17 protein-coding genes are annotated in these 21,982 nt (G+C 70.7%); 8 read left to right on the forward strand and 9 right to left on the reverse strand.

Going from position 1 to position 21,982, the window contains the following annotated elements:
* Nucleotides 1-7: 7 nt before the first annotated feature.
* From JGR64_RS12315 to JGR64_RS12335, 5 genes are all read left to right on the forward strand, one after another.
* On the forward strand, nt 8-2,905 hold the full coding sequence (locus JGR64_RS12315) for a molybdopterin oxidoreductase family protein (RefSeq protein WP_199373696.1): 2,898 nt from the start codon (nt 8-10) through the stop codon (nt 2,903-2,905).
* Complete coding sequence (locus JGR64_RS12320; protein ID WP_199373698.1) at nt 2,902-3,132, forward strand: hypothetical protein; 231 nt, start codon at nt 2,902-2,904, stop codon at nt 3,130-3,132. The genes JGR64_RS12315 and JGR64_RS12320 overlap by 4 nt, the downstream gene beginning before the upstream one ends.
* Nucleotides 3,129-3,860, forward strand: a complete 732-nt coding sequence (locus JGR64_RS12325; RefSeq protein WP_305067911.1) for a 4Fe-4S dicluster domain-containing protein — start codon at nt 3,129-3,131, stop codon at nt 3,858-3,860. The genes JGR64_RS12320 and JGR64_RS12325 overlap by 4 nt, the downstream gene beginning before the upstream one ends.
* A 9-nt stretch (nt 3,861-3,869) precedes the next feature.
* On the forward strand, nt 3,870-4,826 hold the full coding sequence (locus JGR64_RS12330; protein ID WP_199373700.1) for a DmsC/YnfH family molybdoenzyme membrane anchor subunit: 957 nt from the start codon (nt 3,870-3,872) through the stop codon (nt 4,824-4,826).
* Nucleotides 4,827-4,917: 91 nt separating this feature from the next.
* Nucleotides 4,918-5,601, forward strand: a complete 684-nt coding sequence (locus JGR64_RS12335) for a DUF481 domain-containing protein (protein WP_199373702.1) — start codon at nt 4,918-4,920, stop codon at nt 5,599-5,601.
* Here the strand turns inward: JGR64_RS12335 and hemC are convergent.
* Nucleotides 5,589-6,512 (reverse strand): hydroxymethylbilane synthase, encoded by a 924-nt coding sequence (hemC, locus tag JGR64_RS12340; protein WP_199373704.1) that lies wholly within the window; start codon nt 6,510-6,512, stop codon nt 5,589-5,591. The genes JGR64_RS12335 and hemC overlap by 13 nt on opposite strands.
* 117 nt (nt 6,513-6,629) lie before the next feature.
* On the opposite strand from hemC, the gene JGR64_RS12345 reads away from it, so the two are divergent.
* Nucleotides 6,630-7,916 (forward strand): D-amino acid dehydrogenase, encoded by a 1,287-nt coding sequence (locus JGR64_RS12345; protein WP_199373706.1) that lies wholly within the window; start codon nt 6,630-6,632, stop codon nt 7,914-7,916.
* On the forward strand, nt 7,916-8,998 hold the full coding sequence (alr, locus tag JGR64_RS12350; RefSeq protein ID WP_199373708.1) for an alanine racemase: 1,083 nt from the start codon (nt 7,916-7,918) through the stop codon (nt 8,996-8,998). The genes JGR64_RS12345 and alr overlap by 1 nt, the downstream gene beginning before the upstream one ends.
* A gap of 14 nt (nt 8,999-9,012) precedes the next feature.
* Here the strand turns inward: alr and JGR64_RS12355 are convergent, their stop codons facing one another.
* From JGR64_RS12355 to JGR64_RS12380, 6 genes are all read right to left on the reverse strand, one after another.
* Nucleotides 9,013-9,741, reverse strand: coding sequence for a LytTR family DNA-binding domain-containing protein (locus tag JGR64_RS12355; RefSeq protein ID WP_199373710.1), 729 nt, complete (start codon nt 9,739-9,741; stop codon nt 9,013-9,015).
* On the reverse strand, nt 9,738-10,790 hold the full coding sequence (locus JGR64_RS12360) for a histidine kinase (protein ID WP_199373713.1): 1,053 nt from the start codon (nt 10,788-10,790) through the stop codon (nt 9,738-9,740). The genes JGR64_RS12355 and JGR64_RS12360 overlap by 4 nt, the downstream gene beginning before the upstream one ends.
* A 4-nt stretch (nt 10,791-10,794) precedes the next feature.
* Complete coding sequence (locus JGR64_RS12365; protein WP_199373715.1) at nt 10,795-11,463, reverse strand: dienelactone hydrolase family protein; 669 nt, start codon at nt 11,461-11,463, stop codon at nt 10,795-10,797.
* Nucleotides 11,464-11,530: 67 nt separating this feature from the next.
* Nucleotides 11,531-12,502, reverse strand: coding sequence for an energy transducer TonB (locus tag JGR64_RS12370; RefSeq protein WP_199373717.1), 972 nt, complete (start codon nt 12,500-12,502; stop codon nt 11,531-11,533).
* 70 nt (nt 12,503-12,572) lie between these two features.
* A complete protein-coding gene (mdoH, locus tag JGR64_RS12375; RefSeq protein WP_234446956.1) occupies nt 12,573-14,468 on the reverse strand; it encodes a glucans biosynthesis glucosyltransferase MdoH in 1,896 nt (631 codons plus the stop codon).
* Nucleotides 14,465-15,982: a glucan biosynthesis protein G gene (locus tag JGR64_RS12380; protein WP_199373719.1), complete on the reverse strand. Its 1,518-nt coding sequence runs from the start codon at nt 15,980-15,982 to the stop codon at nt 14,465-14,467. Before JGR64_RS12380 ends, mdoH begins: the two co-directional genes overlap by 4 nt.
* A gap of 164 nt (nt 15,983-16,146) precedes the next feature.
* Between JGR64_RS12380 and JGR64_RS12385 the strand changes: the two genes are divergently transcribed.
* Nucleotides 16,147-17,325 carry a TerC family protein gene (locus JGR64_RS12385; protein WP_199373721.1) on the forward strand — a complete coding sequence of 393 codons (1,179 nt, stop codon included), beginning with the start codon at nt 16,147-16,149 and terminating at the stop codon, nt 17,323-17,325.
* A 57-nt stretch (nt 17,326-17,382) separates the two neighbouring features.
* On the opposite strand, the gene JGR64_RS12390 is transcribed toward JGR64_RS12385, so the two are convergent.
* Nucleotides 17,383-18,837, reverse strand: a complete 1,455-nt coding sequence (locus JGR64_RS12390) for an efflux transporter outer membrane subunit (RefSeq protein WP_199373723.1) — start codon at nt 18,835-18,837, stop codon at nt 17,383-17,385.
* Entirely contained in the window at nt 18,830-21,982 is a 3,153-nt protein-coding gene (locus JGR64_RS12395) for an efflux RND transporter permease subunit (RefSeq protein WP_199373725.1), read from the reverse strand. Before JGR64_RS12395 ends, JGR64_RS12390 begins: the two co-directional genes overlap by 8 nt.

Here is a 21,982-nt window from a genome sequence, read left to right on the forward strand (position 1 = left end):
GGGGCACATGCGCGCATCCGCCCCGAACGAGCCCGCCATCGACACCTCGCCCTCGCCCGGCGACGAGGTCAAGACCACGACCTGCTACATGTGCGCCTGCCGCTGCGGCATCAAGGTCTGGCTCACCGACGGCAAGGTCCGCTACATCCAGGGCAATCCCGCGCACCCGGTGAACCAGGGCGTGCTGTGCGCCAAGGGCGCGAGCGGGATCATGCAGCACTACTCGCCGGCGCGGCTGTCCAAGCCGCTCTTGCGCGTGGGCGAACGCGGCAGCGGTGAATTCCGCGAGATCGAATGGGAGGACGCGCTGCAGCTGGCGACCTCCTGGCTGGCGCCGCTGCGCGAGCGCGATCCGGATGCACTGGCGTTTTTCACCGGCCGCGACCAGTCGCAGGCGCTGACCGGCTGGTGGGCGCAGCAGTTCGGCACCATCAACTACGCGGCGCACGGCGGATTCTGCTCGGTGAACATGGCCACCGGCGGCCTGTACACGCTGGGCGGCTCGTTCTGGGAATTCGGCGAGCCGGACTGGGAGCACACGCAGTACCTGATGCTGTGGGGCGTGGCCGAAGACCACGACTCCAATCCGATCAAGCTCGGCCTGGGCAAGCTGAAGGCGCGCGGCGCCAAGGTGGTCGCGGTGAACCCTGTGCGCTCGGGCTACGGCGCGATCGCCGACGAGTGGATCGGCATCCGCCCCGGCACCGACGGCCTGTTCGCGTTCGCGTTGATCCACGAGCTGCTGCGCATGGACCGCATCGACCTGGACTACCTGGTGCGCTATGCCAATGCGCACTGGCTGGTGGTGCGCGATCCGGGCGGCGCGCAGGACGGCCTGTTCGTGCGCGATGCGGACGGGCGCGCGCTTTGTTGGGTGGGTTCATCGCGCGAAGGGAAGCTCCAGCCCGCCGACAGCGTCGACATCTCGCCGGCGGTGGTCGGCGAATACGCGCTTCCCGATGGCCGCAACGCGGTGCCGGTATTCCAGCTCGTCGCCGAGCGCTACCTCGACCCGCGATACGCACCCGATGCCGTCAGCGAGCGCTGCGGCATTCCCGCCGACACCATCCGCCGCATCGCGCGCGAGCTGGCCGCGGCTGCCTTCGACAGCAAGCTGTCGCTGCCGATCGCCTGGACCGACGCCTGGGGCCGCGAACACGCGGAGATGCCCGGCCGGCCGGTGTCGCTGCACGCCATGCGCGGCATCAGCGCGCACTCGAACGGCTTCCACACCTGCCGCGCGCTGCACCTGCTGCAGCTGCTGCTGGGCGCGGTGGATGCGCCGGGCTCGTTCCGCTACCAGCCGCCGTATCCCAAGCCCATTCCGCCGCCGAACCGTCCCGGCAAGACCCGCCGCGCCGATGGCACGCTCGACGCCGGCCCGCTCGGCTTCGTGCACGGCCCCGAAGACCTGCTGGTCGACGCCGAAGGACGGCCGCGGCGCATCGACCATGCGTTTTCGTGGGCCTACCCGCTGTCGGCGCACGGCATGATGCACACCGTGATCCGCAACGCCCACGCCGGCGACCCGTACCGCATCGACACGCTGATGATGTTCATGGCCAACATGAGCTGGAACTCGGCCATGAATACCGGCGAGACCATGCGCTGGCTGACCGACAAGGACGCCGACGGCAGCTACCGCATCCCGCACATCATCTATTCCGATGCCTACGCGTCGGAGATGGTCGCGTATGCCGACCTGGTGCTGCCGGACACGACGTACCTGGAGCGCTTCGACGCGATCAGCATGCTCGACCGCCCGATTTCCGACGCCGATGGCGCGGCGGATGCCATGCGCCACCCGGTGTTCGACCCGGATACCCAGGCCGGCAGCGACGGGCGCGCGCGCGACGTACGCGGCTTCCAGTCGGTGCTGCTCGACCTCGGCGCGCGCCTCGGCCTGCCGGGCATGGTGCACGCCGACGGTTCGCCTGCGTACCGCGACTACGCCGACTACATCGTGCGCCACGAACGCACGCCGGGTGTCGGCCTGCTCGCCGGCTGGCGCGGCGAAGACGGCGACCTGCACGGCAAGGGCGCGCCCAACCCGGAGCAGCTGCAGCGCTACATCGACAACGGCGGCTTCTGGCGCGAGGAGATCCCCGAGCACGCGCGCTATTTCAAGATGGCCAACCGCGGCTATCTCGAATGGGCGCACAGGCTGGGCTTCATCGGCTCGACCGCGCCGATCGTGCTGCAGCTGTACGCCGAACCGCTGCAAAAATTCCGGCTTGCGGCGCAGGGCCACGGCGCGCACCAGCCGCCCGAGGAACATCGTGAACGCGTGGCCACCTATTTCGACCCGCTGCCCATCTGGTACGAGCCGTTCGAGCACGACCAGACCAGCCGCGAGGCCTATCCCCTCAACGCCGTGACCCAGCGGCCGATGTTCATGTACCACGCGTGGGGATCGCAGAACGCGTGGCTGCGGCAGATCGCCGCGCGCAACTGGCTGTACCTGCATCCCGACACCGGTGCACGCCTCGGCCTGGCCGACGAAGACTGGATCACCGTCGCGTCGCACAACGGCGAGATCACCGTGCAGGCGAAGTTCGCCGGCAACGTGCAGCCGGACACGGCGTGGACCTGGAACGCGATCGGCAAGCGCCGCGGCGCCTGGCGGCTGGCGAAGGACGCGCCGGAAGGCGACACCGGCTTCCTGCTCAACCACCTGATTTCCGACCGCACCCCGCGTGGCGATTACGCCAACGCCGACCCGGTCACCGGGCAGGCGGCGTGGTTCGACCTGCGGGTGTCGATCCGCAAGGCCAATGCCGCCGGGCACGGCGGACGCGGCGACCGACAGGCCGAGCCGCAGTTCGACAGCCTCCCGCTGGGCGATGCGCCCGAAGGGCCGCTGCGCTACGGCGCCGGCCTGCGCGCGAAGGCGTACCGCCGATGAGGGGGTTCGCCATCGCGCTGCACTGGATCTGCCTGGTGGGCGGCGTGGTCGGCCTGGTGGTGAGCACCTGGGCCTTCATCGATCCGTCCGCGTTTCCGGCGATGCAGGGCAGCGGAGGCGCGTTCGATCCGCCGTCGCCGCGCTGGCGCGCCGCGCTCGGCTTCGTGTTCTCGCTGCTGGTCATCGGCTACGGCAGCAACCGCGCACACCACCGGAAACTGCCATGACCAGCCTGCCCGCGCCGTCGCCGAAGAAGATGGGCCTGGTGATCGACCTCGACACCTGCGTCGGCTGCCATGCCTGCGCGACCAGCTGCAAGGAGTGGAACGCCGGCGGCATGGCCGGGCCGCTGACCGACGAACGCCCCTACGGCAAGGATCCGTCCGGCGTGTGGTTCAACCGCGTGCACAGCTACGAGCTGGCGGAGGCGGACGCGCAGCCGGCGATGACCCTGCACTTCCCGCGCAGCTGCCTGCACTGCGAAACGCCGGCGTGCGTGACGGTGTGCCCGACCGGCGCCAGCTACAAGCGCGCCGAGGACGGCATCGTGCTGGTCGACGAGGACAAGTGCATCGGCTGCCAGCTGTGCAGCTGGGCCTGCCCCTACGGTGCGCGCGAGTACAGCGAGGTCGAGGGGGTGATGAAGAAATGCACCCTGTGCGTGGACCGCATCTACAACGTGAACCTCGAGGAGGCCGAGCGCCAGCCGGCCTGCGTACAGGCCTGCCCGACGCGCGCGCGACACTTCGGCGACCTTGGCGATCCGGAGTCGGCGGTGTCGAAGCTGGTCGCCGATCGCGGCGGCGTGGCGCTGCTGCCGGAACTCGGCTACCAGCCGGTGAACCGTTACCTGCCGCCGCGCCCGCGGCGTACCGATGGCGAAAGCGCGGAAGCCGACACAGCCACGCGCGCGACCTCGCCGCTACATTGGCTGGCCCGCAGCTTCCGGCGCTGAGCGATCCCGATGCGACCCGCCCTGTCGATCATCCTGTTCACCGCGCTCTCCGGCGCCGGCTACGGCCTGCTGGCGTGGACCGGCATCGCGATCGCGCTGCTGGCGCTGCGCGGCGGGCTGTCCACCGCGCTCGACGGCGTGCAGTTCGCCGGCGTGGTGCTCGGCCTGGTGCTTTCGACGGTGGGCCTGTTGTCCTCGCTTGGCCACCTCGGCCAGCCGCGGCGCGCCTGGCGCGCGCTCAGCCAGTGGCGCACCTCGTGGCTGTCGCGCGAAGGCGTGTTGGCGATCGCCACCACCGTGCCGGCGCTCGCGGTGATCGCCTTGCTCGTGTGGATGCCGGCCAGCGCAGCGCGCGCATCCTGGCTGGCGCTGCTTGGCGTGCTGCTCGCGGTGCTGGCGCTGGCCACCGTGGCCTGCACGGCGATGATCTACGCCTCGCTCAAGCCGATCCCCGCGTGGCGCCATCCGCTGGTGGTGCCGGTATACCTGCTGTTCGCGCTACTGACCGGGCTCGCCCTGCAGTACCTGGTGATGGCGGCCATGCTGCGCGGACAGGGGCCGGCGATGATGCTGGCCAGCCTGGCGCTCCTCGGCGCGCTGCTGGCAGGCCTGAAATGGCTGTACTGGCTGGCGATCGACGGCGCCGGAGCGCCGGCCGCGCGCGGCGCGGCACTCGGGCTGCCCGGTCGCGACGCAAAGGTGTTCGAGCGCCCGCACACCGAGGCCAACTACATCACCCGCGAAATGGTGTTCGAACTCGCGCGCCGCCATGCGCTGCGGCTGCGGATCGCCATGAGCTTTGGGCTGGTGGCGGCGCCGCTGCTGGCGACCCTGCTGGTGGCGACCGGCCTGCTGTCCCCGGTGGCCGGCGTGCTTCTGGCCACCCTCGGCCTGCTGGCCGCGGCGTTCGTGGAGCGCTGGCTGTTTTTCGCGCAGGCGCGGCATGTGGTCTCGGCCTATTACTGAACCGCGCAGCGACATCTCGGCTGATCGCCTTTGAACAGCGCCTAAAAGACGGGATAATCGCCAGGTAATCGTTTTCATCGGAGCCCACGGCATGCTGTCCGCCGCCCTGTGGGTGGCGTTCGCCGCCCCGCCCGTGCTGATCGCGCCCTTGCCGGAATCCCCCGGCGAGCCGGCGCTGTTCGCCGTGGCGGCCGGGCGCGCCGACCTGCGCCGCCCCTGCTACCGGCTGGCCTGCAACGACGCCGGCTGGCGCGCGCCCACGCGGTTCACGCGCATCGCCCAACCCAAGGCGCCGGGCACGCTGGATCCGCTGCTGCCCCTGCGCCTGCCGGCGATCGCCGCGCGCCGCTATCCGCTGTATTCGCCGGCCTCGCGCCGCGACTGGCGCACCACGCACGGCAGCCACTCGCGCTTCGACGCCGGCTTCGGCTACGAGGCCGTGCGCACGCCGGACACCAACATCCGCGTTGAACTCGGCACCGGCTATCGCCTGCAGCCCTATGCCGACTACGGCACCGCGAGCGAAGGCCCGATCGCCCGTGGCCGGCTCGAGCTGCGCCAGAACATCAGCGACAACGCCTTGCTGACCCAGCGGGTGCTGGTCGAGACCGGCCGCCTGAACACCACCACCCGGCAGGTGATCGGCCTGGACCTGCGCCTGCAGCCGCAATGGACGCTGCATTCGAATTTCGAACTGCGCCACGACAGTGCGGGCGACGGCGGCCGCGGTGCGACCGACACCGAAGGCTCGCTGCAGCTGCGCTACAGGTTCTGAGCGGGCGGCAGGAACTCGCCGGCGCCGGCGGCCAGCAGGCGCGCCGCGACGTCGCGGCCAAGCGCCTCGGGCGTGGATGCAGGCGCTTCGGCATTGGCACGCACGCTGCGCCCGTCGTGCTCGCTGCCCACCAGCCCATCCAGCCGCAGCCTGTCGCCATCGATGCGCGCGAACGCGGCAACCGGCACGTGGCAGCTGCCATGCAGGGCCAGGTTGAGCGCGCGCTCCGCCGACGCGCAGGTGCGCGTGGGCGCGTGGTCGAGGACGCGGCACAGCGCCATCACCTCGGCATCGTCGCCGCGGCATTCGATCGCGATCACGCCCTGCGCCGGCGCCGGCAGCCACTCCGGCGCATCCAGGCGCATGCGGATGCGCGCACTGAAGCCGAGGCGGTCCAGCCCCGCGCAGGCCAGCACGATCGCGTCGTACTCGCCGGCATCGAGCTTGGCCAGGCGCGTATTGACGTTGCCGCGCAGGTCGCGGATCTCGAGGTCCGGGCGCACCGCGCGCAGCTGCGACTGGCGGCGCAGCGAGGATGTGCCGACGCGCGCGCCCTGCGGCAGCGCGGCCAGGCTTGCATGGTGGTTGCTGACGAAGGCATCGGCGTGGTCGGCGCGCGCAAGGAAGGCCGGCAGCGCGAACGGCGCGTCGACCTCCATCGGCACGTCCTTCAGCGAGTGCACCGCGCAGTCGGCCTCGCCGCGCAGCATCGCCAGCTCGAGTTCCTTCAGGAACAGGCCCTTGCCGCCGATCGCGGACAGCGAGCGGTCAAGCACCTCGTCGCCGCGGGTCGACATCGGCACCAGCTCAACTGTGATGCCCGGGTGGGCGGCGCGCAGCAGGTCGGCGACGTGTTCGCTCTGCCAGAGGGCGAGCGGGCTCTTGCGGGTGGCGATACGGAGGGTGTTCACCCTGCCATTATCGCCGACCGCACCTGCCGACGTGGATTTCGATCCATATACTGGCGGATTCCATGAACCCGCCGGCCACGCCGCCCCACTGGCCGCCCGCCCGATCGAGTCAATCCAATGCGTATCCTGATCCTGGGCTCCGGTGTGATCGGAGTGACCAGCGCGTGGTATCTGCGTCAACAGGGGCACGACGTCGTCGTCATCGACCGCGCGACCGGCCCCGCGATGGAAACCAGCTTTGCCAATGCCGGCCAGGTTTCGCCCGGCTACGCCTCGCCCTGGCCCGCGCCGGGCATCCCGCTGAAAGCGGTGGGCTGGCTGCTGTCGCGGCACGCGCCGCTGGCGATCCGGCCGACCGCGGACCCCGCGCAGTACCGCTGGATGTGGCAGATGCTGCGCAACTGCACCCATCACCGCTATGCCATCAGCAAGGCGCGCATGGTGCGGCTCGCCGAGTACAGCCGTGCCTGCCTGGAGGAGCTGCGCCGCGACACCGGCATCGCGTACGAGCAGCGCACGCTCGGCACCACGCAGCTTTTCCGCACCCAGGCGCAGCTTGACGGTGCCGCCAAGGACATCGCGATCCTGCGCGAGTACGGCGTGCCCTACGAACTGCTCGACCGCGCGGGCATCGTCGGCGTCGAACCGGCGCTGGCCCGGGTCGCCGACACGCTGGCCGGCGCGCTGCGCCTGCCGGGCGACGAAACCGGCGACTGCCACCTGTTCACCACCAGGCTGGCGGCGATGGCCGAGGCGGCCGGCGTCGAGTTCCGCTACGGGCAGGACATCGACGCCCTGCTGGGCGACGGTGATCGCATCACCGGCGCGCGCATCCAGGGCCGCACCGAAACCGCCGACCGCTACGTGCTCGCGCTCGGCGCGTGGTCGCCGCGCCTGCTGGCACCGCTCGGCATCCGCCTGCCGGTGTATCCGCTCAAGGGCTATTCGCTGACGATCCCGATCACGAACCCCGGGATGGCGCCGCACTCGACCGTGCTCGACGAAAGCTACAAGGTCGCCATCACCCGCTTCGACGATCGCATCCGCGTCGGCGGCATGGCCGAGGTCAGCGGCTATGACCTGTCGCTGCCCCAGCGCCGCCGCGACACCCTGGAGATGGTGGTGCGCAGCCTGTATCCCGACGGCGGTGATCTCGCCAACGCCAGCTTCTGGAGCGGCCTGCGCCCCTCCACGCCGGATGGCCCGCCGGTCGTCGGCACCACGACCTACCGCAACCTGCTGCTCAACACCGGCCACGGCACCCTGGGCTGGACGATGGCCTGCGGCTCGGGGCGCTACCTGGCCGACCTGGTCGACGGCCGCGCGCCCGCGATCGACGGCGAAGGCCTCGACATCTCCCGCTACGGGCGTCCCTGGCCCGCGGCGCCCACGGGGCTGCGCTGATGCGCCCCGCGCGCGCCACCATCGACCTCGACGCCCTGCGCCACAACTACCGCCACGCGCGCGCGCTCGGCGGCGGCAAGGCGCTGGCCGTGGTCAAGGCCGACGCCTACGGGCACGGTGCCGTGGCCTGCGCCCGCGCGCTCGACGGCGAAGCCGACGGCTTCGGCGTGGCCTGCATCGAGGAGGCGATCGAGCTGCGCGAGGCCGGCATCCGCGCGCCCATCCTGCTGCTGGAAGGCTTCTTCGACGCCGACGAGCTGCCGCTGATCGAGCGGCATGCGCTGTGGACGGTGGTCGCCTCGCCCTGGCAGGTGGACGTGCTCGAGCGCCAGCCGCTGCGGCAGCCGCTGCCGGTCTGGCTGAAGCTCGACTCGGGCATGCACCGCCTGGGCCTCGCACCCGAGGACTATCCCGATGCATGGCGGCGCCTGCGCGCACTGCCGTGGGTGGGCGACATGGTCGCGATGAGCCACTTCTCGCGCGCCGATGAACTCGCTCAGCCCAGCACGCCCGCGCAGCTGGCCACGTTCGACACGATGCTGGCGCGGCTTCCCGCCGGCACGACTTTCAGCCTTGCCAACTCCGCCGCACTGATGGCCTGGCCAGCGGCGCGCGGCGGCTGGGTGCGCCCCGGCCTGATGCTCTATGGCTCGCACATGCTCGACGCGCCGTGCGCGGAGGCCGAGCCGCTGCGCGCGGTGATGGAGCTCGCGTCGAAGGTCATCGCCGTGCGCGAGCTCGCCGCGGGCGAACCGATCGGCTACGCGGGCGCCTTCATCACCTCGCGCCCGACGCGCGTGGGCGTGGTGGCGGCCGGCTATGCCGACGGCTATCCGCAGTACGCCACCTCGGGCACCCCGGTGATCATCGACGGCCTGCCGGGCGAACTGATCGGGCGCGTGTCGATGGACATGCTGACCGTCGACCTGACCGACCATCCCGGCGCCGGCATCGGCAGCGACATCGAACTGTGGGGCGCGCGCCTGCCGGTCGCCGAGGTCGCGGCACGCAGCGGGAACAGCCCGTACCGGCTGCTGACCGGACTGAAGCGGGCGACGCGGCAGACGGTCGGGCTCGGCTAGACCCCTCCCGCCACTCAGCGCTCGCGCAGCATCTCGCGCAGCTGCGCCACGCAGCGGCGGCTGACCTCGAGCGGCTCGGCGCCGTGGCGCAGGATCGCGTGCACATGCCCTTCCGGGTCGCGCCTGAGCTCCACCAGCTCGTGGCGGGCGACCAGGCAGTTGCGGTGGATGCGCAGGAAGCGCTCGCCGAACTCCTCTTCCAGCGACTTCAGCGACTCCTCGATCAGGTCCTCGCCGCGCGCGTGGTGCACCACCACGTACTTCTCCTCGGCCTGCAGGTAGCGCACGTCCTCGATCGGGATCAGGCGCAGGCTGCCGCGCAGGCGCGCGCAGAGGTGGGTGCGGAGCTTGCCGGGCGCATCGCCGCGGCTGCGTTCCAGCCCGGCGGTGAAGGTGCGCACGCGCTCGATGGCGGCCTCGAGGCGCTCGGGGCGCACCGGCTTGACGATGTAGTCGACGGCCGCGGCATCGAACGCCGACAGCGCGTGCGCATCGTACGCGGTGCAGAACACCACCGCCGGGCGCGGCTCGAACGCCGCCAGGTGGCGCGCAGCCTCGAGGCCATCGATGCCGGGCATGGCGATGTCCATCAGCACCAGGTCGGGCTCGTGCTCGGCGCAGGCCTGCAGCGCGCTGCGGCCGTCGCCGGCCTCGGCCACCACTTCGATGCCGTCGAGCGCACCCAGCAGCGCGCGCAGGCGCTCGCGTGCAAGCGGTTCGTCGTCCGCGATGACGACCTTCAAGGCGTCCTCCTGACGGGCTGCAGCGGCAGGCTGAGCTCGCAGGCATAGTAGCCCGCGTCCCAACCGCAGGTCATCCGCGCGCGCGGGCCGAATGCATAGCCGAGCCGGTGCGCGATGTTGCGTTGCGCGTGGCCCGCTCCGTGCACACCCGGCACGTGCGGCGGGAGCGACGGGTTGTTGACGCGCAGCCGCAGGGCGTCGCCCTCCACCGCGACGTCGATGGCCACGGTGCCGCCCTCGGGCAGGCGCGAAATACCGTGCAGCACCGCGTTCTCAAGCAAGGGCTGCAGCACCAGGCGCGGCATCGCCAGGTCCCACGGCAACGGCTCGGTCTTGCGCCATTCCACGCGCAGGCGCTCGCCGAGGCGCAGCTGCTCGATGCCCAGGTAGCCTTCGGCCAGGCGCACCTCCTCGGCCAGCGAGGAATCCCCCTCGCCAGCGCCGAGCGCGGCGCGGAACAGGTCGGACAGGTCGAGCACGGCGCGCTCGGCGACCTCGGGATCGCGGCGCAGCAAGGTGGCGATCATGTTCATGCTGTTGAACAGGAAGTGCGGGCGGATCCGCGCCTGCAGCGCGTCGGCCTCGGCGCGGGCGTGCGCGGCGAGCTGCGCCTGCCAGCGATCGATGACGTAGAAGTAGCGCAATGCCAGCGCGGTGATCAGCGTGACCACGCCCGCCGATCCGGTGACGAAGCGCAACGATGACGGCCAGCCACCGGCATCGCCGACACTTGCGAACAGCGCGTGCACGATCGCCGCCACCACCGCAGCGACCAGGGCCGAGAGCGCCACCGCCGCCAGCGCCCCGGTGCGCCGAGGCAGGCGCGACAGCGTGCGTCGCGACACGCACAGCAGCACCGACACCGACAGCGCCAGCCACAGCGCGAAGCCGCTGGTGGACAGCACGCGCGCAAGGTCCCAGCGCGAGCCGGCATCGGGCACCAGCACCACCACCACGACCACCAGCTGCGCCATGCCGAGCATGGCGCCCAGCCGCGGCAGGCGACACAGGTCGGGCAACCACGGCTCGTCGGCGCGCGGGTCGCCCATCGCCTCAGCCCGCGGAAAAGCGGCGCGACATCCAGTCACCGAGATCACTGATCTCCTCGGCGCACACCGAATGCGGCATGGGATAGGCGTGCCAGTCGACGTCGAAGCCGAGCTCGCGCAGCAGCGCCGCGCTGCCCTGCCCGGCCTGGAACGGGACCACCGGGTCCTGGCTGCCATGGCCGAAGAACACCGGCGCGCGCACGCGGGCTTCGGCCAGCACGCTGCGCGCCTTGTTGGCGGAGGGTACGTAGGTCGACAGTGCCACCAGCCCTGCCAGCGGCTCTGCGCTGCGCAGCCCGGCGGCCAGCGTGACCGCCCCGCCCTGCGAGAATCCGGCCAGCAGCACGCGCCCGCGCGGCACGCCGCGCGTGGCCTCGCGCGCGATCAATGCCTCCACCTGGGCGACGGACTCGGCCACACCGGTTTCATCGGCACGCGTGTCGAGGTCGGCATCGACGATGTCGTACCAGGCCCGCATCGCCATGTGGTTGTTGATGGTCACCTTGCGCACTGGCGCATGCGGGAACACGAAGCGCAGCGCCGGCCAGTCGCGGCGCACCAGCTGCGGGACGATGGGTGCGAAGTCGTGGCCATCTGCGCCCAGGCCGTGCAGCCAGATCACGCTCCAGGCCGGCGACGTTCCGGTCTCGTGTTCGATGCAGTCCAGCGGCATAGCGGCACTCGGCAAGGTTGGCGCGCCATTATGCATGGCGCATCCGCCGCGGCCCGATGGCCCTGGGCTACTGGTCGAGCGTGAAGCGCACGGTGATCATGGATGCCACGTTGTCGCCGGTGGGCTCGAAGCGGTACTCGCCCACCGCGACCAGCGCGGAGCGGTCGAACACGCCCGGCGGCGTGGCGCTGACCACGCGCGCCGCCGCTACCGAACCATCCGGAAGGATGGTGAAACCGACCTGCACCGCGCCCTCGACGCGACGATTCAGGGCCGCCGCCGGATAGCGCGCGGCAGGCTGGTGAAGCAGCCGCGGGGAAGGCTTCGGCGAGGTCGCCGCCATGGACGCGCGTTCGACGGCTGCGTGCGTGGGGCGTGCCGGCGCTGGCAAAGGCACCTCGGCTTCGGCGCGCCGCTCTGCCACGGGCGGAGAGCGCGGCTGCGACGGCGCCGGCGGCGCCACGACGGCCGCCGCAGCCCGCGTCGCGGCAGCCGCGCGCGCATCCGCGTCACTTCGCTGGCGCTGCGCCTCCACCGCGGCCAGGCGCACGGCCTGTTCGCGGTCAGCCTTCGCCCCTTCTTCGATATCGGCTTCCACGCCGACGATCGCGCTGGCGAGCCGCTGCAGGGCAGGCGCATCCGGATCACTCGCGGCGATCAACCGGTGCAGGCGATGCGCCTCGGCGGTGTCGCGCCGCGCGATCGCCTGTTCGCACGCGATCAACAGGTAGGGCTGCAGGTCGGTGATCGCGCTCGCCAGCGCGGCGTCATCGGGGTGGCGGCGTTTCGCTTCCAGCCAGTATTCGATGGCACTGTCGCCGGCGGGCGCATGCAGCCGACCCTCGCTCAGCGCGCGGCTGCCCGACGCTTTCAGTTCGTCGATCGGCTGCCGCGACAGGTCCACGACGGGCGTTGCGATCGCAGGCGAAGCGTCAGCTCCGCCATCCGCTGCCGCCCCGCTGCCGTCATGCGCCTGCGGTTGGCAGGCACATGCCAACAGCGCCGCGGCGAGCGCCGCGACCGGTAGTCCAAGCCTCATTTCCAAGCCCCCTGTGGCTTACGGGGGGCAGCTTATGCCGCGTCGATGACGCTGCCGCTGCAGTCCCGCTTCAGTTCCGCGACGGAGCCGCGCGCAGGGCGTTGGCGCGCACCAGCACTTCGGGGGGCGCAAGTTCCTCCGGCGTGGCGAACACGCGATGCCGGCGCAGCCACTGCCCGGCCGCGCGCGAAGCGCCAAGCGCGACGATCGGGATCGACAGCACCAGGCCCAGCACCACCGGCGACATCCACGCCGCCAGCGCCGGCGACACCATCCACGCGGCAATTCCGGCGCCGATGCCGAACAGCGTCATGCCGCCATACAGGCGCAGCAGTTCGCGCAGCGGCAGGCTGCCATCGTCGCGGCGCTGCGATTCCCAGCCCGAGTCGCGCCCGGCCAGCACCTCCGCCACGCCACGCGACTGCACGTACATGGTCACCGGCGCCATCAGCGCCGCGAGCAGGGTTTCCAGCAGCACGCCGAGCGCGGAGCGCAATGCGCCGCCGCAGCCGCGGCGCATGGCGGGATCGATGACGGTCGCCAGCCAGCCCATGAGCTTCGGCGACAGCAGCATCGACATGGTCAGCGCGAACACGCCGAGGAAGCGGTCCTCGTCCTGCTCGCGCCAGTACCCGGTGGGCGTGAATCCCTCCAGCGACACCTGGCCGAACGAGAATCCGGCATGCAGCAGCGGGATGGCGATGCCGACGATCATCAGCATCGCCCACATCGGCGCGGTGAAGTAATGGCCGATGCCGATCAGGAGGTGCCAGCGGCTCACCCAGTGCAGGCCCTTCGCAGGCAGCACCGCGCCGTGCTGCAGGTTGCCCTGGCACCAGCGCCGGTCGCGCACCAGCATGTCGGTCAGCGACGGCGGGCCTTCCTCGTAGCTCCCGGCGAGCGCGGGGATCATGTGCAGCGCCCAGCCGCCGCGGCGCAGCAGCGCGGCCTCCACGAAGTCATGGCTGAGCACGGTGCCGGCGAACGGCTTGACGCCGCGCAGCTCGGGCAGCCCGGCGCATGCGGCGAACGCGCGCGTGCGGATCATCGCGTTGTGGCCCCAGTAGTTGCTCTCCGCGCCGTGCCACCAGGCCACGCCGTAGGCGATCACCGGCCCGTACACGCGGCCGGCGAACTGCTGCATGCGCGCGAACAGCGTGCTGCCGTTCACGATCACCGGCAGGGTCTGGATCAGCGCCACGTCGTCGTGGCCCTGCATGGCCGCGGCCAGGCGCACGATGGTGTCGCCGGTCATCAGGCTGTCGGCGTCCAGGATCAGGAACTGCGGGTACGCGCCGCCCCAGCGACGCACCCAGTCGGAAATGTTGCCGGCCTTGCGCTCGCTGTTGTCGTCGCGCAGGCGGTAGTGCACGCGCGCCTGCGCGCCCAGCCGCGCACGCAGCGCGGCGAACGCTTCGCGCTCTTCCTGCTGCAGCTGCGGCTTGCGGGTGTCGCTCAGCACGAAGAAATCGAAGTGGTCCAGGCGCCCGGTCGCGGCCAGCGACTCGTGCATGGCCTGCAGGCCGGCCATCAGCCGCCCGGGCTCCTCGTTGTAGATCGGCATCAGCAGCGCCGTGCGCGAGCCCAGCGCCGGCAGCGGCTCGCCGGGGCGGATGCCAAGCCGTGCCGGGCGTTTCTGCAGCACCAGCACGAAGCCCGCGATCGCACCGACGAACGCCTGCACGATCCACGCGAACAGCAGCACGAACAGCACCAGCAGCGTGCCTTCCAGCGGATCGATGCCGTTGCCGCGCAGCAGCCACCAGATCTGGTAGGCCGCGAACAGGGTCACGCTGACGGCGCTGCCGATCACCGCGAAGCGCCGCCAGCGCATGTTCGGCGGCCGCGTCGGGAAGCCGGGACTGCGCAGCGTGCCCGCGGCCAGGGTCTGCACCGGCATGGTCAGCGGCGACTCCGGCGGCAGGTCGCCAGGCGTCGATGTGTCGCGCACCGGAGACGTGCTCACGGCGTCCACCGCGACAGCCAGGTTTCCGACAGCCGCCCGGCGGCGCCTTCAAGCCAGGCACGCAGTTCGATCGCGCGCGCCGTGCCGGGATCGAGCTCGAAGCTCATGCGCCAGCCGGCGGTATCCGGATTGCGGTAGGTGACCGCGTTGCGCAGCGTGCCGGCCGAAGCACTGGCCTGCACGCGCACGCCGTCGGCGCGGCCATCGAGGTCGCCGCCGACGAAATCGACCATGTACAGCCGGCCCTTGCCTGCATCCAGCGCGCCGCTGCGGGTGGCGGCCACGCGCGCCAGGCGCGGATGCCAGGCGTGGTCGCGGCACCAGTGCAGGCGGTAGCGGAAACGGTGTTCGCGGCCCGCGGCGAGCGGCTCGGCCGGCCGCCAGAAGGCGACGATGTTGTCGCTGAACTCGTCGCCGGTGGGAATCTCCACCAGGTGCACTTCGCCCGCGCCCCAGGCGTCGAGCGGCTCCACCCAGCAGCTCGGGCGCTTCTCGTAGCCGGCTTCGAAGTCCTGGAACTCGCCGGCATCGCGCTTGCGCTGCATCAGGCCGAAGCCACGCGGATCGCGGTCCTGGAAGCCGCTGTGCTCGAGCAGTGCCGGATTGCGCAGCGGCCGCCAGGCCTGCTCGTCGCCGCCGGTCCACAGCGCCAGGCCGTCGGAGTCGTGCACCGCGGGGCGCGCGTCGTCCACGCCGACGCGGTCGTGCGCGTCGAACTCGAACATGCTGGTCAAGGGCGCGATGCCGGCGTTGGCGAGGGGGACGCGCGGATACAGGCGCGCGTCGACATCGAACACCGTCTCGTCGCCAGGTGTCATCACGAAGCGGAACGCACCCGCGACGCTCGGCGAATCGAGCAGCGCGTGCACCACGAGGCTCGCGGCACCCGCTGCCGGGCGTTCCAGCCAGAAGCCGCGGAACACCGGAAACTCTTCCGCGCCCGGGTCGCCGCTGCCCAGCGCCAGCCCGCGCGCCGACAGGCCGTAGCCGAGCCCCCGCGCCACCGCGCGGAAGTAGCTGGCACCGAGGAAACTCGCCAGTTCGTCGAACTGGCCGGGGCGCTGCACGGGGGCATGCACGCGGAAGCCGGCGAAGCCGAGGTCCTCGCCTTCGGGTGGCTGTGGCACGCCGTGGTCGAAGTCGAACAGCTCGCGCGAATACGGGAACGGGCGCGTGCGGCCGTCCTCCACCAGGTGCATGTCCACGCGATCCTGGAACATGTAGCCACGGTGGAAGAACTGCACCTGGAACGGCAGGCCGTCGTCGCGCCAGAGCGCGCGTGCAGCGCGGAAGCGGTAGTCGCGGTACTGGTCGTAGCCGAGTCCGGCAAGTGCGCGTGGCAGCGTGCGCGAGACCGGCACATGCGGAACCGATGCCAGTCGGCGTGCAATGGCGGGCACGGTGCCGGCATCGAACCCCGCCGCGGCCGCCGGCGCGCGCGCGCGCGCCAGCGACGGCCAGGTGGCGATCGCAGGCAGGGCAAGCCCGGCGAAAAGGAATTGTCGACGTTGCAAAGGGGACGGCGCGGGGGATGGAGGCGGCAATGTAACAACGAACAGGGTGGCGATGCTGCGCGCGTATTTCACGCCGTCATCACACCCGTGAGCCGCGCTGGCCGCCACGCGGCGCATCACATCCGCATGCGAAAATCGCGACCTGTCCAAATGCAGGGCCGCGCATGCCGACCGCCCCACTCGTCTGGGAAGCCACGATCGCGCTGATCGTCGCGCTGCTTGCCTTCGACTACTTCTTCCACGTGCGCAAGGCGCACTCGCCCAGCCTGCGCGAGGCGGCGGTCTGGTCGGCGCTTTACGTCGGCATCGCCCTGCTGTTCGGCGCGGGCGTCTGGTACTGGGGCGGCGCCACGATGGGCGCGGAGTACTTCTCCGGCTATGTCACCGAAAAGGCGCTGTCGGTCGACAACATCTTCGTTTTCCTGGTGATCATGGCGAGCTTCAAGGTGCCGCGCGAGGACCAGCAGAAGGTCCTGCTGTTCGGCATCACCTTCGCGCTGATCGCGCGCACGGTGTTCATCCTGCTTGGCGCAGCGCTGATCGAACGCTTCTCGTGGGTCTTCTACCTGTTCGGCCTGGCGCTGCTGCTCACCGCCGGCAACCTGCTCAAGCCGCAGCACCACGGCGAAGAGGATGAAAAGCCCAACATCGTGGTGCGCGTGGTGCGCAAGGTGTTCCACTCCAGCCCGCACTACGACGGCGACAAGCTGTTCACCACCTGGCAGGGCAAGCGCGCGCTCACGCCGATGCTGCTGGTGATGCTGGCGATCGGCGGCACCGACATCCTGTTCGCGTTCGATTCGATCCCGGCGATCTTCGGCCTCACCCAGAACATCTACATCGTGTTCACCGCCACGGCGTTCTCGCTGCTCGGCCTGCGCCAGCTGTACTTCCTGGTAGGTGGCCTGCTCGAGCGGCTGGTGTACCTGTCACTTGGCCTGGCCGCGGTGCTCGGCTTCATCGGCGTCAAACTCGTGGTCCACGCGCTGCACGAGAACAACCTGCCGTTCATCAACGACGGCGATCCGGTGAAGGTGATCGAGATCAGTACCGGGCTGTCGCTGGTGGTGATCGTCGGCCTGCTTCTGCTCACGGTGCTGGTGTCGCTGGTCAGCCCCAAGGGCAAGGCCAAGGCCGCGGTCACCAGGCTGCGCCGGTACGTGGGGGACTATCTCGCGCTGGGCGACGACGCGCCGGCGGCGGAGCGCGCACGCCTGCATGCCGAGGTCGTGGCGGCCGAGGCGCGCGTGCACGCGCTGGAGCCGCGCTTCAAGGCGATGATCACCCACCCGAAGAAGCTGCACCACGACGTGGCGCGCGTGCACGCCGCGCATCGCGGCTGACCGCGTCGATCCGCGACATGCGCCGCGCCGCGCGGCGCAGCGCGGCGTGTGGCCCGGCTAGTCGCCGCTTGCGGCAGCGACCGCCGAACGCTCCTGCCAGCCGCCGCCGAGGACCTTGTACAGGGTGACCCGGTTGCGCTGTTCGGCCATGCGCGTGGCCACCAGCGCCTGCTGCGTGGCATACAGCGTGCGCTGCGCATCCAGCCGCACCAGCGAGCTGTCGAGGCCCGCGCCATGGCGGGCCTGCGCCAGTGCTTCGGCGCGGGTGGCAGCGTCGACCAGAGCTTGCTGCGCGCGCACCTGGCGGGCCAGCGCATCCGCCTGCGCCAGCGCGTCGGCGACCTCGCGGAAGCCGACCTGGATCGCCTTTTCGTACTCCGCAAGCGCGATGTCGCGTTCGGCGGTGGCCACGCCGAGGCCGGCACGCAGGCGTCCGCCCTGGAAGATCGGCAGGTTGACCTGCGGCATGAAGCTCCAGACGCGGGTGCCGCCCTCGAACAGGCCGGACAGCGCGTCGCTGGCCGAGCCGACGCTGCCGGTCAGCGAGATCGACGGAAAGAACGCGGCGCGCGCCGCGCCGATGTTGGCGCTGGCGGCCTGCAGTCGGTGCTCGGCGGCGATCACGTCGGGCCGGCGCAGCAGTGCTTCCGCCGGCAGTCCCGCCGGCAGCGCGGTGAGGCCGAGCACGGCGCCTGAATCACGCAGCGGCAGCAGCTCGGGCGGCACCGGCGCGCCGGCCAGCAGGTCGAGCGCGTTGCGGTCCAATGCCACCTGGCCCTGCAGGCGCGCGACATCCGAACGCGTGCCTTCCACCTGGGTGCGCACCTGCTCCACCTCGAGCGCCGACGTGGCGCCCAGCGCCTGGCGCTGCGCGGTGAGTGACAGCGTGCGCTCGTAGGTCTCCAGCGCGGATTCCGCCAGGCGCAGCTGCTCCTGGTCGGAGGCCAGCGCCAGCCATGCGCCGACGACTTCGGCCACCAGCGACAGCTGCGTGCCGCGCTGCGCCTCGGCCGTGGCCAGGTATTGCTGCAGCGCCGCCTCGCCGAGGTTGCGCACGCGTCCGAACAGGTCGAGTTCGAACGCCGCCAGGCCGATGCCGGCGACATACGACTCGCTGTCGGGCACATCGCCGCCGACGCGCTCCATGGTGGCGCTGGCGCCGAGCGACGGCATGCGGTCGGCACGGCGGATGCCGTACTGCGCGCGCGCACGTTCGACGTTGAGGATCGCCACGCGCAGGTCGCGGTTGTTGTCCAGCGCCTGGGCGACGACCGCTTCGAGCGCCGGGTCGGCGAGGAAGTCGCGCCAGCCGACATCGGCCATGGGCAGCGCGGCAATGGCCGGCTCGGCCGGCGCGAACGCGCCGGCCTGGCCCGCGGGCGTGGTCGCGGGCAGCGGCCATTCCACGGGGATCGCGGGTGCGGCGGCGGGGGTGGCTGGCACCAGCGTGGCGCAGCCGGAGACCGCCAGCGCGATGGCCAGCGCGAGGCTCGCGTGCAGTGGCTTATGCATGCTGGTCGACCCCGGTGGCGACGGGTGCGTGCTGCTTGCGGTTGAACAGGCGGTTGACCACCACGAAGAACAGCGGGATGAAGAACACGCCGAGCAGCGTGCCCACCACCATGCCGCCCAGCACGCCGGTGCCGATGGCGCGCTGCGCGCCCGAGCCCGCGCCGCTGGCGATGGCGAGCGGCAGCACGCCGAGGCCGAAGGCCAGCGAGGTCATGATGATCGGGCGCAGCCGGTCGCGGACCGCTTGCATGGTGGCCTCGATGAGCTCCATGCCCTGCTCCACGTTCGCCTTGGCGAACTCGACGATCAGGATCGCGTTCTTGCTGGTCAGCCCCACCGTGGTGAGCATCGCCACCTGGAAGTAGATGTCGCGCTCCATGCCGCGCATCGAGTTGGCCAGCACCGCGCCGAGGATGCCCAGCGGCGCTACCAGCAACACGGCGGTCGGCACCGTCCAGCTTTCGTACAGCGCGGCCAGGCACAGGAACACGATCAGCAACGACAGCGCGTACAGCAGCGGCGTCTGCGAACCAGCCTCGCGCTCCTGGTAGGACAACGCGGTCCACTCGATGCCGAAGCCCGGCGGAAGCTCCGCCGCGAGGCGCTCGATCTCGAGCATCGCGTCGCCCGTGGCCACGCCCGGCGCGGGCTCGCCCTGGACCTCGACAGCCGATACGCCGTTGTAGCGTTCCAGGCGCGGCGAACCGAAGTCCCAGTGCGAGCTGGCGAACGCCGAGAACGGCACCATCTCGCCCTGGTTGTTCTTTACCGACCACAGGCTGAAATCGTCCGGCGTCATGCGGAACTGCGCATCCGACTGCAGGTACACGCGCTTCACGCGGCCGCGGTCGATGAAGTCGTCGATGTAAGCGCTGCCCCAGGCCGCGGCGAGGGTCGAGTTGATCGCACCGACCGACAGCCCGAGCGCGCTCGCCTTCTCGGTATCGATGTCGATGCGGAACTGCGGCGTGTCCTCCTGGCCGTTCGGGCGCACCGCCTGCAGCAGCGGGCTCTGGTTGGCCGCGCCAAGCATCTGGTTGCGCGCATTGATCAGCGCTTCGTGGCCCTGCGCACCGTTGTCCTTGACGAAGAAGGTGTAGCCGGCACCGATGCCAAGCTCGGGCATGGCGGGCGGCGGGAACACGAAGATCTGCGCGTCCTTGACCTGGCTCATCGCGCCCATGCCGCGGCCGGCGAGCGCGAACGCGCCCTCGGACGCCTCCTTGCGCTCGCCCCAGTCGGTCAGCTTGACGAACGACATGCCGGCGTTCTGGCCCATGCCGGCAAAGCTGAAGCCCTGCACCGAGAACACCGATTCGACGATGTCGGATTCGTTCGCGATGAAGTGGTCCTCGAGCTCCTTGAGCGCCTCGATCGTGCGCTCCTGGGTGGCGCCGACCGGCGTCTGCACCAGCGCCATCAGCACGCCCTGGTCCTCGTTGGGCAGGAACGAACTGGGCAGGCGCACGAACAGCACGCCCATCACCAACACCAGCAGCGCGAACACGGTCATCGAACGCTTCGGGCTGCCGAGCATGCGGCGCACGCCGCCGCGGTACTTGCCGCTGGTGTGGTCGAAGCCGCGGTTGAACCAGCCGAAGAAGCGCCCGGACAGGCCGGTGCCATGGTGGTCCACGCCCTTCTCGATGGGCTTCAGCATGGTTGCGCACAGCGCCGGCGTCAGCACGATCGCCACCACCACCGACAGCAGCATCGCCGACACGATGGTCGCCGAGAACTGCCGGTAGATGACGCCGGTCGAGCCGGACATGAACGCCATCGGCACGAACACCGCCGACAACACCAGGCCGATGCCGACCAGCGCGCCGGTGATCTGGTCCATGGACTTGCGCGTGGCCTCGAGCGGCGAGAGTCCCTCCTCGCTCATGATGCGTTCCACGTTCTCGACCACGACGATCGCATCGTCCACGAGAAGCCCGATCGCCAGCACCATCGCGAACATGGTCAGCATGTTGATGGAGAAGCCCAGCACCGCGAGCACGGCGAAAGTACCCAGCAGCACCACCGGCACGGCGATCGTCGGGATCAGCGTGGCGCGGAAGTTCTGCAGGAACAGGTACATCACCAGGAACACCAGCACGATCGCTTCGATCAGCGTCACCACGACGCCCTTGATGGACACCTGCACGAACGGTGTGGTGTCGAAGGGCACCACCGACACCAGGCCCGGCGGGAAGTACGGCTCGAGTTCGGCGAGCGCCTGCTTCACGCCGGCGGCGGTGTCGATCGCGTTGGCGCCGGTGGCCAGCGAGATCGCCAGGCCGCTGGCCGGCTGGCCGTTGTAGCGGGTGACGAACTCGTAGGTCTCCGAGCCGATCTCCACGCGCGCCACGTCACCGAGCTTGAGCACCGAACCGTCGGGCTCGGCGCGCACCACCACGTTGCGGAACTGTTCGGGGGTCTGCAGGCGGTCCTGCGCGTTGATGGTGGCGTTGATCTGCTGGCCTTCGACCGCCGGCGCGCCGCCGAGCTGGCCGATGGCGACCTGCGCGTTCTGCGCCTGGATGGCAGCGGTGACTTCCGCCACCGACAGCGCGTAGGTGTGCAGCTTGTTCGGGTCCAGCCAGATGCGCATGGCGTACTTGGCGCCGAACACCTGGGTGGTGCCCACGCCGGGAACGCGGCTGATCGGATCGACGACGTTGGTGCCGATGAAGTCGCCGATGTCGCTCGGGGTCATGCTGCCGTCTTCGGACACGAAGCCGACCACCTGCAGGAAACTCGACGTGGACTTGGAGACGTGCACGCCCTGGCGCTGCACGTCCTGCGGCAGCAGCGGCATGGCCAGCTGCAGCTTGTTCTGCACCTGCACCTGGGCGATGTCGGGGTTGGTGCCGCTCTCGAACGTCAACGTGATCTGCGCCATGCCGTTGGACGACGACTTGGAGGAGAAGTAGATCAGGCCATCGAGGCCCTTCATGTTCTGCTCGATGATCTGCGTCACCGAATCCTCGACGACCTTGGCCGACGCGCCCGGATAGGTCGCGCGCACCTCGACCGAAGGCGGCGCCACGGTCGGGTACATCGAGATCGGCAACGAGGTCAGCGCGAGCACGCCGGCAAGCATGATGATGATCGCGATGACCCACGCGAAGATGGGGCGATCGATGAAGAAACGAGCCAT

This window comes from Luteimonas sp. MC1572 (genome assembly GCF_016615815.1).
In the GTDB taxonomy this organism is placed as follows: domain Bacteria; phylum Pseudomonadota; class Gammaproteobacteria; order Xanthomonadales; family Xanthomonadaceae; genus Luteimonas.

Excerpts from the sequence above, each read along its gene's own strand:
- JGR64_RS12345 (WP_199373706.1), top strand. The coding sequence starts at position 6,630 with ATGCGTATCCTGATCCTGGGCTCCGGTGTGATCGGAGTGACCAGCGCG.
- JGR64_RS12390 (WP_199373723.1), bottom strand. The coding sequence starts at position 18,837 with ATGCATAAGCCACTGCACGCGAGCCTCGCGCTGGCCATCGCGCTGGCG.
- JGR64_RS12360 (WP_199373713.1), bottom strand. The coding sequence starts at position 10,790 with ATGGGCGACCCGCGCGCCGACGAGCCGTGGTTGCCCGACCTGTGTCGC.
- JGR64_RS12365 (WP_199373715.1), bottom strand. The coding sequence starts at position 11,463 with ATGCCGCTGGACTGCATCGAACACGAGACCGGAACGTCGCCGGCCTGG.
- JGR64_RS12325 (WP_305067911.1), top strand. The coding sequence starts at position 3,129 with ATGACCAGCCTGCCCGCGCCGTCGCCGAAGAAGATGGGCCTGGTGATC.
- JGR64_RS12315 (WP_199373696.1), top strand. The coding sequence starts at position 8 with ATGCGCGCATCCGCCCCGAACGAGCCCGCCATCGACACCTCGCCCTCG.
- JGR64_RS12320 (WP_199373698.1), top strand. The coding sequence starts at position 2,902 with ATGAGGGGGTTCGCCATCGCGCTGCACTGGATCTGCCTGGTGGGCGGC.
- JGR64_RS12385 (WP_199373721.1), top strand. The coding sequence starts at position 16,147 with ATGCCGACCGCCCCACTCGTCTGGGAAGCCACGATCGCGCTGATCGTC.
- alr (WP_199373708.1), top strand. The coding sequence starts at position 7,916 with ATGCGCCCCGCGCGCGCCACCATCGACCTCGACGCCCTGCGCCACAAC.
- JGR64_RS12395 (WP_199373725.1), bottom strand. The coding sequence starts at position 21,982 with ATGGCTCGTTTCTTCATCGATCGCCCCATCTTCGCGTGGGTCATCGCG.
- JGR64_RS12370 (WP_199373717.1), bottom strand. The coding sequence starts at position 12,502 with ATGAGGCTTGGACTACCGGTCGCGGCGCTCGCCGCGGCGCTGTTGGCA.
- JGR64_RS12330 (WP_199373700.1), top strand. The coding sequence starts at position 3,870 with ATGCGACCCGCCCTGTCGATCATCCTGTTCACCGCGCTCTCCGGCGCC.
- JGR64_RS12335 (WP_199373702.1), top strand. The coding sequence starts at position 4,918 with ATGCTGTCCGCCGCCCTGTGGGTGGCGTTCGCCGCCCCGCCCGTGCTG.